Origin of the sequence: Paenibacillus sp. FSL R7-0302, assembly GCF_038006885.1 — a bacterium.
Lineage (GTDB): Bacteria > Bacillota > Bacilli > Paenibacillales > Paenibacillaceae > Paenibacillus_AQ.
This window is the reverse complement of record NZ_JBBOWB010000001.1, coordinates 2,465,718-2,478,191: the sequence shown is the minus strand read 5'-3', so window position 1 is coordinate 2,478,191 and position 12,474 is coordinate 2,465,718. Positions and strand designations below refer to the sequence as shown.

At 51.8% G+C, this 12,474-nt stretch carries 10 protein-coding genes; 2 read left to right on the top strand and 8 right to left on the bottom strand.

Going from position 1 to position 12,474, the window contains the following annotated elements; translation table 11 throughout:
- Window positions 1-277 precede the first annotated feature (277 nt).
- Entirely contained in the window at window positions 278-2,278 is a 2,001-nt protein-coding gene (locus MKY96_RS10850) for a methyl-accepting chemotaxis protein (RefSeq protein WP_340940311.1), read from the top strand.
- Window positions 2,279-2,393: 115 nt separating this feature from the next.
- Here MKY96_RS10850 and MKY96_RS10845 read toward each other — a convergent pair whose 3' ends face one another.
- The 7 genes from MKY96_RS10845 to pdhA form a co-directional block, all read right to left on the bottom strand.
- Window positions 2,394-3,881, bottom strand: a complete 1,488-nt coding sequence (locus MKY96_RS10845; RefSeq protein ID WP_340940310.1) for a glutamate synthase subunit beta — start codon at window positions 3,879-3,881, stop codon at window positions 2,394-2,396.
- 156 nt (window positions 3,882-4,037) lie between these two features.
- A complete protein-coding gene (locus tag MKY96_RS10840) occupies window positions 4,038-4,529 on the bottom strand; it encodes a dihydrofolate reductase (protein WP_339309993.1) in 492 nt (163 codons plus the stop codon).
- Complete coding sequence (thyA, locus tag MKY96_RS10835; RefSeq protein ID WP_340940307.1) at window positions 4,526-5,320, bottom strand: thymidylate synthase; 795 nt, start codon at window positions 5,318-5,320, stop codon at window positions 4,526-4,528. Before thyA ends, MKY96_RS10840 begins: the two co-directional genes overlap by 4 nt.
- A 250-nt stretch (window positions 5,321-5,570) precedes the next feature.
- Window positions 5,571-6,983, bottom strand: a complete 1,413-nt coding sequence (gene lpdA / locus MKY96_RS10830) for a dihydrolipoyl dehydrogenase (RefSeq protein ID WP_076079331.1) — start codon at window positions 6,981-6,983, stop codon at window positions 5,571-5,573.
- A gap of 3 nt (window positions 6,984-6,986) precedes the next feature.
- Window positions 6,987-8,639 carry a 2-oxo acid dehydrogenase subunit E2 gene (locus tag MKY96_RS10825; protein WP_340940306.1) on the bottom strand — a complete coding sequence of 551 codons (1,653 nt, stop codon included), beginning with the start codon at window positions 8,637-8,639 and terminating at the stop codon, window positions 6,987-6,989.
- A 106-nt stretch (window positions 8,640-8,745) separates the two neighbouring features.
- The gene (locus tag MKY96_RS10820; RefSeq protein WP_036726449.1) at window positions 8,746-9,723 is read right to left on the bottom strand and encodes an alpha-ketoacid dehydrogenase subunit beta; all 978 of its coding nucleotides are present in this window, start codon (window positions 9,721-9,723) and stop codon (window positions 8,746-8,748) included.
- A 15-nt stretch (window positions 9,724-9,738) separates the two neighbouring features.
- Window positions 9,739-10,806, bottom strand: coding sequence for a pyruvate dehydrogenase (acetyl-transferring) E1 component subunit alpha (gene pdhA, locus MKY96_RS10815; protein WP_340753349.1), 1,068 nt, complete (start codon window positions 10,804-10,806; stop codon window positions 9,739-9,741).
- A gap of 265 nt (window positions 10,807-11,071) precedes the next feature.
- On the opposite strand from pdhA, the gene MKY96_RS10810 reads away from it, so the two are divergent.
- A complete protein-coding gene (locus tag MKY96_RS10810; RefSeq protein ID WP_076079333.1) occupies window positions 11,072-11,803 on the top strand; it encodes an alpha/beta hydrolase in 732 nt (243 codons plus the stop codon).
- A gap of 135 nt (window positions 11,804-11,938) precedes the next feature.
- Here MKY96_RS10810 and MKY96_RS10805 read toward each other — a convergent pair whose 3' ends face one another.
- A complete protein-coding gene (locus tag MKY96_RS10805) occupies window positions 11,939-12,412 on the bottom strand; it encodes a low molecular weight protein-tyrosine-phosphatase (protein ID WP_340944521.1) in 474 nt (157 codons plus the stop codon).
- Window positions 12,413-12,474 lie beyond the last annotated feature (62 nt).

The window sequence follows — 12,474 nt, the reverse complement described above, 5'->3', positions numbered from 1 at the left end:
TCTTTCAGCCGGTGAATCCCCTCTCTGCTTCCGGCGCTTACGGATACCAGGTCCTTGGTCAACGCTGTTACGTTATAAATGTTGGTTCTTAATCTATACGATATTCGAGGCCGCGTCAAGCAGGCGATGAATAGATTGTGAATGCAATTAAATATTTTACATCAAATCCTTAAGATATGAAAAGAATGTGTCGATAAACCGAATAGGAGTTGAGGTATTTAGAGAGAAACGGCTAGCTACCAGCCGATTTCCATGTACCAGAGGGGGAACCGTTCCAATGTTCAAGTCAGTCAACCGCTTCACCGGCAAGCTCAGATCACGATCAATGCAAAGACAAATGATGATGCTGTTCACCATTATGCTGGTGATCCCGATCCTCTTGGTCAGTTATTTCTCCTATTCCAGTGCGAAACGGGAATTGGAGCTTAAGATGCAGAAAGCCACGCATTCCAGTGTCGATCTGGTCGCCGGGACCATCCAAGAATATGTATCCGCTGCAATGCGGAATGTAGATTTGCTCAGCCGCCAGATTGAGTCTTCCGGGCTCGATGTGAAGGCTCCCGCAACACGTGCACTCATCGATGAGTTCATGAAGGCACATCCCGAGCTGGAGATTCTTACGGCGGGTAACGAACAAGGTGCCTGGATGAAGGCCCCGGACCCCGGCCAACAGGATTATGATCCGCGTACACGGGACTGGTATAAGGCGTCCATGCAGAATGCCGGTACCACTACAATCATTGATCCCTTTGTCTCCGCAACAACCGGCAATTATACGCTGTTCATCTCCCATTCGCTGGAGGATGGCAAAGGAGCTGTGACCACCAGCCTCAATCTCAAGGCAATGAGTGAAAGAATCCATACCACCCATCCAGGTGAGACCGGCTACTTCTACATTGTGGACCGTAATGATAAATTCGTCTCTTATCCCGGCAAAGCAGCAGGTGAAGATGTAGCAGATTATATAGTGAAAATGCTGGCAAACGACAGCGGGGACCTGCACTATACCAATCCGGACACGGAGATGGAGATGCAGGGTTATTATACAACGGATCCGAATACAGGGTTCAAAATTGTCGGCATCCTGCCTACCCAAGAATTTTCGGATGCCTCACAGCCCATTATCTATACAGGACTGATGGTTCTGGCTGTTGCCCTGCTTGTCGCCCTAACCCTGATGTACCTGATTGTCCGCTCCATCACGAAGCCGATCCGCAGCCTGAACCGTTCTGCACAGCGGGTAAGCGAAGGCTATCTGAATGAGCAGATTCAGATGAACCGGGTGGATGAGATCGGTCAGCTGGCACAGAATTACAACCTGATGGTAGGCTCTCTGCGCGGCATCGTCTCGGATATTTCGGACACCTCGGGACAACTCGCTGCCTCCAGCCAGCAATTAAATGCCACAACCGAAGAGAACTCCAGAGCCACCGCTTACGTGGCTGAACTGGTGCAGGACTCCTCCGAGGGTGCGCAGACACAGACCTCGGCCATGGCAGAGACCTCGCGCGCGATGGAGGAAATGTCCTCCGGTATTCAAAGGATCGCCGAAGCCGCCGCCTCCATCGTCGATTCTTCCGCAAGCACTGAAGCAGATGTGCGCAGCGGCAGCCGGAAGATGGAACAGGTCAGCCAGCAAATGGATGCCATCCGGACCTCTACCCACCACTCTTCGCAGCTGATCGGGCAATTAAACGGCCTGAACGATGAGGTGTCCGCGATGAGCAGTGCGATTACGGCGATCGCCGTACAGACGAATCTCCTATCGCTGAACGCCGGCATTGAAGCGGCCCGGGCCGGAGAGCAGGGCCGGGGCTTCGCCGTCGTGGCTGCTGAGGTGCGGAAGCTGGCCGATCAATCGAAGAATACCGCCGGAGATATTCAAGATACCCTCCAGCAGATGACCCGGTTGATCGACCAGACCTATGAAGCGATCCGGCATACCGTCGCAGCTGATGTTGAGCTGGGTATTCAGGTCACCGCCGAAGCCAAGGAATCCTTCAACAGCATTGAACAGTCTACGGCCAAAATCAACAGCCAGCTGCATGACATCTCGGCTATTACCGAGCAGATGTCAGCGGGAGCGCAGGAGGTCGCCGCTTCCGTTCATGAGATCTCCGGCATCTCCCGTTCTACTTCTGACGCCTTCCAGAGTGTAACGGCAGCTACACAGGAACAACTCGCTTCCATGGAAGAGATCTCCGCCTCCTCTACGGAGCTGTCCAGGATGGCGGGCGATCTGCAGCTTAAGATTGAACGGTTCAAGCTGGAAGACTAGCTCCCGTGATCTTTTGGGCATAGAAGGCCATTCAATGGTATAGCAGCATAATAAGAGCATAATAAAAAGCCGTCTCTCAGCAATGCTGAAGGACGGCTTTTTCGTACATATAGAATTAAGCAAGTACAGTCGAACCCATCAGGTATTTATCCACTTCACGCGCTGCTTCGCGTCCCTCGTTGATAGCCCATACCACCAGACTCTGTCCGCGGCGCATATCTCCGGCTGCGAATACTTTATCCACATTTGTGTTGAATTTGCCATAACGGGCCTTCACATTGGTACGGCGGTCCGTATCCAGCTTAAGCTCCTCAATGATATCCTGCTCCGGTCCGTCGAAGCCAATCGCAATCAGTGCCAGCTGGGCCGGATAGACAGCCTCGGTGCCCGGAACCGGCTGGTAGATCTTCCGTCCGGTCTCATCCACCATACGGCGGATCTGCACGGTGTGCAGCTCCTTCAGGTTGCCTTCATCATCACCGACAAATTTCGTCGTCATGATCGAGAACTCGCGCGGATCTTCACCGAAGACTGCCTTGGCTTCCTGCTGGGCATAATCCAGCGTATAGACATTCGGGAATTGCGGCCAAGGGTTGGCAATCGGATCACGCGTAAGCGGCGCTTTGTCATGCGTGCCGAATTGGGTAATGCTGTTGCAGCCATGGCGCAGGGAGGTCGCGACACAGTCAGAGCCGGTGTCGCCTCCGCCAAGTACGATGACATCCTTGCCTGCGGCGGATACGTAATTGCCATCCTCCAGATTGGAATTCAGATAGCTTTTGATCGTGCCGTTCAGGTAATCCATGGCATACATAACCCCTTTGAGGTCATGACCCTCCACATTGAAGCGTCTTGCCTTGGTCGCGCCGCCGCAGAGAACAACGGCATCATATTCATCCACCAGCTGCTGCGCCGGAATGTCTTTGCCAATCTCAGTGTTAACCACGAACTCGATACCTTCTGCAGCCAGCAGATCGACGCGGCGCTGTACGACACGTTTGTCCAGCTTCATCGTCGGAATGCCGTACATCAGAAGGCCGCCGATCCGGTCACTGCGCTCGAAGACCGTTACCGTGTGACCCGCCTTATTCAGCTGCGCTGCTGCGGCCAGTCCTGCCGGACCGGAGCCGACAATGGCGATCCGTTTGCCTGTACGCTTCTCCGGCGGACTCGGGACTACCCAGCCCTCTTCAAAGCCCTTGTCCACAATGGCCAGCTCGATCGTCTTAATCGTAACAGGCTGTCCAATCAGACCGACGGTACAGGAGCCCTCGCAAGGTGCAGGACAGATGCTGCCGGTGAATTCAGGGAAGTTATTCGTCTTGTGCAGGCGCTCCAGCGCTTCCTTCCACAAGCCCCGGTAGACCAGGTTATTCCACTCCGGAATCAGGTTATGCACGGGACAGCCTGAAGTACCGCCGCTCATATCCATGCCAGTGTGGCAATACGGTGTGCCGCAATCCATACAACGGGCACCCTGGGTCCGAAGCTCGTCCTCGGTCAGATGCTCGTGGAATTCTTCCCAATCCTTCACGCGCTGCTCGGGATCGCGGTCCCCTGGGAGCTGGCGCTTATACTCCATAAATCCAGTAGGTGTAGACATATATACGTTTCCCCCATCCGTTCTCTTCGTGTTGATGTATAGTACACCATTTCTAATTTTAATTATATTAGCATTCAATACTTTCGCACTGTAATGGACTAATCTGCTGATTATTTGTACTATTTCACATCTTGTGTCAGAGAAAACGCTTCATTGTCACTCCTTGCGGTCGTACACCATAAAACGATAATCATACGGATTCTGCTCATTCTTGAGTCCCGGTGTATTGGAAACTTCCTTCCACTGGCTCCAGTCTACCTCAGGGAATCTCGTATCGCCTTCAATCTCCGCCTCTATCCGTGTAACACGCAGCTTGTCGGCATACGGCAGCATCAAGCTATAGATCTCGGCTCCGCCGATCACCATCAGCTCATCCTCCTTGCGCCCCTCAGCCAGCGCCTCAGCCAGCGTATGGATGACCTCAGCCCCTTCGGGTGCGAAGCTCTTATCGCGGGTCAGAATCAGGCTGGTACGGCCCTTCAGCGGTTTGCTGCCCAGCGACTCCCAGGTTTTTCGGCCCATCAGCATCCGCTTGCCGAGTGTCTCTGCTTTGAAATAAGCGAAATCCAGCGGCAAATGCCAGGGCATGTCATTATTTTTGCCAATTACGCCATTTGAGGCCATCGCCCATATCATGGTAATACTCATATAGCAACCGGTGCCTTGATTCCCGGATGATAGACATAGTCGGTAAATTCAAAATCCTCAAAGGTATAATCAAAAATACTGTCCGGTACTCTGCGGATGTTAAGCTTCGGCAGCGCATAAGGCTCCCGTGCAAGCTGTGTAGCCACTTGTTCCATATGATTTGTATATATATGCACATCTCCGCCGGACCAGATGAATTCTCCGACCTCAAGCCCCGTCTGCTGGGCCACCATATGGGTAAGCAGCGCGTAGCTGGCAATGTTAAACGGAAGCCCAAGGAACGTATCCACCGAACGCATCGTAAGCATGCAGGAGAGCTTGCCGCCCGCTACATAGAACTGAAACACGAAATGGCAGGGCGGAAGCTTCATCTGCTCAATCTCGCCTACATTCCACGCACTGACGATATGACGCCGCGAATCGGGATTATGCTTAATCGACTCAATTACTTTCGCAATCTGATCGATATGCTGCCCGTCCTTGCTCTCCCAGGCCCGCCACTGCGAACCGTATACCGGTCCCAGCTCCCCGTTCTCATCGGCCCATTCATCCCAGATCGAGACGCCATTCTCCTTCAGATACGTTGTATTGGTATCCCCTTTGAGGAACCATAGAAGCTCATGTACCACCGACTTCAGATGAATGCGCTTGGTGGTCATCAGCGGGAAGCCCTTCGACAGATCGAAGCGGAGCTGACGCCCGAAGACGGACACTGTACCTGTACCTGTCCGGTCGCTCTTAGCTGTACCGTTGTCGAGAATATCCTGCAATAAATCCAAGTAATTACGCAAGCCGTATCACACCCCACTCTCTTTTTTCTTCTATCAGTTTACCATGAGCTGACGGTCGTTGTAACTTCCCTAACGATAAAAAAACGCAAAAAAACAAACATTTATCTACCCGAATTGGGCTGGCTGCCAGCTATTTCCGAACGTTCCTGACAGAGACTTCAGGCATTATCTAAAAGAGGATGTTCCCTGACCATCTGCATGGCTTCGGAAACATCCTCTTGGATTCTTACCGCATAAGCTTAAGCGGTTATTATTTCATTACGTGGATCGGGTGGCCTTCTACCAGCTCAGCCGCTTCCATAACGATCTCGCCAAGGGTTGGATGCGCATGGATGGTCAGTGCGATATCTTCAAGCGTTGCACCCATTTCAATCGCCAGACCCAGCTCAGCGATCAGGTTGGAAGCTTCGATACCGACGATTTGCGCGCCAAGCACCTGATTGTTGTCGCTCTTCGCTACAATCTTGATGAAGCCTTCAGGAGCATTCAGGGACACGGCACGCCCGTTGCCTGCGAACGGGAACTTGCCGGCCTTAACCGCATAGCCCTTATCCTTCGCTTCTTTCTCAGTCAGGCCTACGCTGGAGCATTCAGGATCTGTGAAGACTACAGCCGGCATTACCTTGTAATCCACAACCGATTTGTGTCCGGCAATGGCTTCCGCAGCAATCTTACCTTCGTAAGAAGCTTTGTGCGCCAGGGCAAGACCCGGAACGATATCGCCGATGGCGAAAATGTTAGGAATGTTAGTCCGTCCCTGATGATCTACCTTCACCAGACCGCGGTCATCCAGCTCAACGCCGATCAGATCCAGGCCCAGCTCGCCGTCAGTATTCGGACGGCGTCCTACGGTTACCAGCAGGTATTCGGCAGTCACTTCTTTGGACTCTCCGCCTACGGAGTACTTCACAGTAACTTCCTTATCGTTCTGAACCGCAGATTCCGCTTTGGCGTTAGTCACAATTTCAATGCCGGTCTTAGCCATATTCTTGGCAACCAGACGGGTCATGTCTTTGTCGAAGCCAGGCAGAACAGTATCCAGACCTTCAATGATGGTAACCTTGGTGCCGAATTTGGAGTACATCTGACCCAGCTCCGCACCAATGTACCCGCCGCCGATAACGATCATGCTCTTAGGGATTTCAGGCAGATCCAGCGCTTCCGTGGAGGACAGGATGCGTCCGCCGAACGGGAATGGCTTCAGTTCAATCGGACGGGAGCCCGTTGCGATAATGCAGTTATTGAACTTATAGCGCGGGGATTCATGATCATTGAACAGACGGGCTTCGTTTGTGCTGATGAACATAGCTTCTCCGCTGAATACCTCGATCTTGTTGCCCTTCATCAGGCTCGTAACGCCGGAAGTCATTTTCTTGACTACGCCGTTCTTGAAGGCCTGAGTCTTGGACCAGTCCACCTTGACGTTCTCGGCAGTAACACCGAATACTTCACCGTGCTGGGCAGCCTCGAATTGATGTGCGGCCGAGATCAGGGCCTTGGAAGGAATACAGCCGCGGTTCAAGCATACGCCGCCGAGTTCCGATTTATCTACAATGATTACCTTCTGGCCGAGCTGGGCGGCACGGATTGCCGCCACATACCCGCCGGGACCTGCACCAATTACCAATGTGTCGATTTCGATTGAAGCGTCTCCGACTACCATTAATTACACCTCCATAACTAACATATCAGGATTTGCAAGCAGGGTCTTAATGTAATTCATGAAATTCTGTGCTGTTGCGCCGTCAATAATCCGGTGGTCAAAGCTCAGGGACAGAGCCATTACAGGTGCTGCTACGATTTCGCCGTTCTTCACAACAGGCTTCTCAGTGATACGTCCGGTTCCGAGAATAGCAACTTCAGGGAAGTTGATAATCGGAGTGAAGAACATACCGCCGGCAGAGCCGATGTTGCTGATCGAGATCGTGCTGCCCTTCATTTCATTCGGAGCCAGCTTGCCGTCGCGTCCGCGTACAGCCAGATCTGTAATCGCGCTTGCGATCATCCAGATACTCTTACGGTCAGCGTCCTTGATGACAGGAACGATCAGGCCGTTGTCTGTATCTGTAGCAATACCGATGTTGTAGTACTTCTTGTAGACAATTTCGTTCGTAGCTTCGTCAATCATCGCGTTAAGCGCAGGGAACTGACGGGAAGCGGCCACGAGTGCCTTCACGATGAACGGAAGATAAGTAACCTTCACGCCCTTCTTCTCTGCTACCGGCTTCATGCGGGCACGGAAGGCTACAAGCTCCGTAACATCCACTTCGTCCATAATGGTAACATGCGGTGCAGTGTAAGCCGATTTAACCATAGCATTGGCAATCGCTTTACGGATACCCTTGAATGGTACGCGTTCTTCTTCCAGGTTAGCATTGCCGGAAGCGGAAGCTGCTGGTGCAGCTGCTGCCTTAGCTTTTGGCGCTTCTGCTGCTGCCGGTGCAGATGCTGCAGGAGCCGCTGCTGGTGCTGCAGAGCCGCCCTTCAGGAAGGCTTCCACATCTTCAAGTGTGATCTTACCGTTCTTGCCGGAACCGTTCACCTTGGAGATATCTACGCTCTTGTCACGGGCATATTTACGCACGCTTGGTGTTGCCAGCACTTCACGGTCAGGAGCTGGAGCTGCCGCCGCTGCCGGTGCAGTACCTTGGGAAGGAGCTGCTGCCTGGGCACCGGATGCTTCAGCGTGGCCGCCCTCCTGCTGAGGAACATCGCCTTCTGCAGCAATGATAGCCACAACTTCACCTACACGGCAGATCTGGCCGTCTTTGGTGAACACTTCGACTACAGTACCGTTGACTGGGGAAGGAACTTCCACCACCGCTTTATCATTCTGAACTTCCATAATGATATCGTCGTCGGTGATTTTGTCTCCAACCTTGATGTGCATCTTGATGATTTCCCCTTCATGCAGGCCTTCGCCCAGTTCAGGGAACTTGTATTCGAAGTTCGTTGCTCCGCCAGTAGCCGGGCTGCTGGTTGCCGGAGAAGAAGTAGTATCCGCTCCGCCCTTGGCTGCATCAGCTTCCTGGGAAGCCTGCTCTGCCGGATGGCCACCCTCTTGCTCAGGGATGTCGCCTTCTGCATCAATAATGGCTACAACTTCCCCTACACGGCATACTTGGCCGTCCTTGGTGAAGACTTCAAGCACTGTGCCGTTGACCGGACAAGGAACCTCTACTACCGCCTTGTCGTTCTGAACTTCCATTACGATATCGTCATCGGTTACTTTGTCGCCGGCTTTGATATGCATTTTGATAATTTCGCCTTCATGCAGACCTTCGCCCAGCTCAGGGAACCGGTACTCAAATTTTGCCACCTTGATAACCTCCTATAAATTATGTTGAGTTATTCCAACAGCTCTGTTTGGTAGAAGATAGAAACGGCTGCCGCCCTTTATACAAGGACGGCAAGGTCGTTACTTCCTAGAATTCCATGACTTTCTTAACTGCCGTGATGACACGTGCAGGGGTAGGAATCCAAGTATCTTCGATTTGAGCAAACGGGAAAATTGTATCTGGACCTGCTACACGAAGCACAGGGGCTTCCAGGTGCAGCAGAGCTTTTTCATTAATCTGGGCAATAACCTCAGCGGCTACGCCGGAGCTCTTCTGAGCTTCTTGCACAACAATCGCACGGTTAGTCTTCTTGATGGAAGCCACAATGGTGTCGATATCAATCGGGCTAACGGTACGAAGGTCGATAATTTCGACTTTGATGCCTTCTTTTTCGAGCTGGTCGGCCGCTTTGGTCGCTGTATGTACCATTAGACCGTAGGTAATGATAGATACATCCGTACCTTCGCGAACTACATTCGCTTTGCCGAGTTCAACGGTATATTCACCTTCAGGCACCTCTGCACGGAAAGCATGGTACAGGTTCAAGTGCTCCATGAAGAATACAGGGTCATTGTCGCGGATCGAAGCAATCAGCAGTCCCTTCGCATCGTATGGGTTAGAAGGAATAACTACCTTGATACCAGGACTCTGGGCAATCAGGCCTTCCAGGGAATCGGTATGCAGCTCGGCTGCCTTAACGCCGCCGCCGAATGGAGTGCGGAAGACTACAGGAGCATTGTACTTGCCCCCGGAACGCCAGCGCAGACGCGCTGCCTGAATAACGATCTGATCAAGCGCTTCGAAGATGAACCCTACGAACTGGATCTCAGCGATCGGGCGGAAGCCCTGGACGCCAAGACCGAAAGCCAAACCGCCAATGGCGGACTCTGCCAGCGGTGTATCGAATACGCGCTCCTCGCCAAATTCCTTCTGCAGCCCTTCCGTTACACGGAATACGCCGCCAACATTACCAACGTCTTCTCCGAAGATAAGAACATTGGGGTCACGAGTCAGTTCAACGCGCATTGCGTCACGAATTGCTTCTTTCATATTCATCTGTGCCATTGCCTGATATCCCCCTTATTCAAAATCGGCTTTTTGTTCTTCAAGATGTTTCGGAGTTACCTCGAACATGCTGTCGATCAAGCCGGGAATGGTCATTTTTTCGGTCTGTTCTGCTTTCTTAATCTGCTCGTTAACCGTTGCTTTCGCTTCTTCTCTTACGCGCAGAGTGTCCTCTTCTGTCCAGAGGCCTTTCTTCTCCAGGTACTTGGCGAGACGGGCAATCGGATCTTTCTCATTCCATTGGCCTTCTTCTTCCTTCGTACGGTACTTACTGGCATCATCGGACAGGGAATGCGGACGGAAACGGTAGGTTACCGCTTCGATCAGTGTGGCGCCTTCGCCTTTGCGGGCACGTTCAGCAGCCTGCTGTACAGCAGAGATTACTGCAAAGACGTCCATACCGTCGATCTTGATTCCGGGAATCCCTGCGGCAACCGCCTTGTGGGCGATGGATTTCGCTGCTGTCTGCTTTGAGAACGGAGTAGTGATGGCATAGCCGTTGTTCTGAACGAAGAAGATCACCGGCAGCTTATATACTCCTGCATAGTTAAGGCCTTCGTAGAAGTCGCCTTCAGACGAACCGCCGTCACCGGTATATGTGATTGCAACGTTCTGCTGTTTCTTCAATTTGAAGCCCATAGCAATACCGGTAGCATGAAGGATCTGTGCTCCGATAATGATCTGAGGCATCAGTACATTCACGCCATCAGGAATCTGTCCGCCATGCTGATGTCCGCGGGAATACAGGAACGCCTGATATAACGGAAGGCCATGCCATACGAGCTGTGGAATATCACGGTAGCCCGGGCAAACGAAATCTTCCTTCTGCAAAGCGTACTCGCTGCCGATCATTGTAGCTTCCTGTCCGGATACCGGAGCGTAGAAGCCTAGACGGCCTTGACGGCCCAAGTTAACAGCACGGTCATCCCAGGTACGGGTAAATACCATACGGTACATAATTTCTTTCAGTTGGTCATCAGTAAGGTCAGGCATCATTTCCTTGTTGATAATTTCTCCATCCGGGGAAAGAACCGTAAGGGCTTCAACGTCCTCTGTATACACTTCATAAGGAACTCTAGTCATTATCTTCACCTCAATAAAAAAATTTGAATATCAGTGGTCTCTGTTATAGAATTATTATACACCTGTTGTATCTGTTTCGTCAAAGAAATACGCATAAAATTTATGTTTCCATAAATTTTGTATGTATAACAGGCGTTAAAATATCCTATAACAGATTAAAGGATATTTATCAAGTAAATGATATATCCCACATTTGCCGCTTGGCTAATTTTAACGCAACACTAAGTCTTAAGCAAAATTCGACATGAAGGGTGACGATTTGACAATGAGCGAACCTGTTTTTCTGAAACGTACAATTGTAAAACAAACACTGTGGAGCGAACACCTGCAGGAAGAGCGCAAGCTGCGTATCTATCTTCCCCCCGGATATAATGAAGTACTCAGCTATCCTGTCGTCTACTGCCAGGACGGTGAAGAATTCTTCAACTTTGGCCGGATTGCCACCTTGGCTGGTCAGCTGATTCTGGAGCAGGATGTGGAACCCTTCATTATAGTGGGCGTCGAAGTGAACGTGGCAGTCCGCACCGCTGAATACGCACCGTTCGGCAGCCGCTTCAAGCAGTACCTTGCATGCTTCGCCGAAGAGATTATTCCCTTCATTGAACATAATTATCCTGTCCGGCGCACACCGGAGGAGCGGATCGTAGCCGGTGATTCCCTGGGCGGAAGTGTCTCACTCCACCTGGCGCTGGCGTATCCGGGATTATTCAGCCGTGTGCTCAGCCTCTCCGGCGCATACTATCCCGAGACCCGCGAGCTGCTATCCCAAGAGGAGGATCTCTCCTGGCTTCAGATCAACATGGTTGTAGGGCTTCAAGAGCGCGACTACAAGACCGATACCGGCGTCTATGATTTCGTGGAGATGAACCGGGAGACCAAGGCTATGCTTGAAGCCAAGGGGGCCACGGTGTCCTACCGCGAGAAGGACGGCCAGCATCTTTGGGGTTTTTGGCAAAAAGAGCTCCCGGAATCATTACTCTATTTCTTCAGCTCCTGAAACAGCAAATAGAACCCCAAAAGTGAACATCTTACGAACTTATGTATGCAGCATCATTGACTGCGCTTTCATCACGAATCGGACATACGGTGCCGTTCCTTAAATTATAAGGACGGCAACCGGTCCGGCTGTACACTATGCCTGCTGTATCTTCTCCTGAATAATCCGTTCCAGCAGCACATCACAACCGGCATTGATTAAATCATAGACCTGCTCGAAATTACCGGTGAAATACGGGTCAGGCACTTCACGCAGCTCCTCATCCGGCAACAGATCCATGAAGAACAACAGCTTGGACTGCTCACCGCCGGGAATTTTGCGCACATTCTCCCCGTTGGACTTGTCCATGCAGATGATATATTCGAATCTCCCGAAATCCTCACTGGCTACCAGCCTTGCTCTCATATGCTCATAGCTGATGCCGTGCAGATCAAGGATACGCCTTGTCCCTTCATGCGGCGCTTTCCCGATATGCCAGTCTCCCGTTCCTGCAGAATCCACTGTAATCTGATCCGCAAGCTGACGCTGTTCAATCTTGCTGCGCAGCACAGCCTCCGCCATCGGCGAACGGCAAATATTCCCCAGACATACAAACAACACATTAACGATCCCTCTCACCTCCTGCGCTCAAGCACTCCTAATCATCCGTAAGGGATGGTGCGGCGAACCGC

Bases quoted from the DNA above. Each gene is read 5' to 3' on its own strand.
- MKY96_RS10850 (WP_340940311.1), top strand. From the start codon at position 278: ATGTTCAAGTCAGTCAACCGCTTCACCGGCAAGCTCAGATCACGATCA.
- MKY96_RS10845 (WP_340940310.1), bottom strand. From the start codon at position 3,881: ATGTCTACACCTACTGGATTTATGGAGTATAAGCGCCAGCTCCCAGGG.
- MKY96_RS10840 (WP_339309993.1), bottom strand. From the start codon at position 4,529: ATGAGTATTACCATGATATGGGCGATGGCCTCAAATGGCGTAATTGGC.
- lpdA (WP_076079331.1), bottom strand. From the start codon at position 6,983: ATGGTAGTCGGAGACGCTTCAATCGAAATCGACACATTGGTAATTGGT.
- MKY96_RS10820 (WP_036726449.1), bottom strand. From the start codon at position 9,723: ATGGCACAGATGAATATGAAAGAAGCAATTCGTGACGCAATGCGCGTT.
- pdhA (WP_340753349.1), bottom strand. From the start codon at position 10,806: ATGACTAGAGTTCCTTATGAAGTGTATACAGAGGACGTTGAAGCCCTT.
- MKY96_RS10810 (WP_076079333.1), top strand. From the start codon at position 11,072: ATGAGCGAACCTGTTTTTCTGAAACGTACAATTGTAAAACAAACACTG.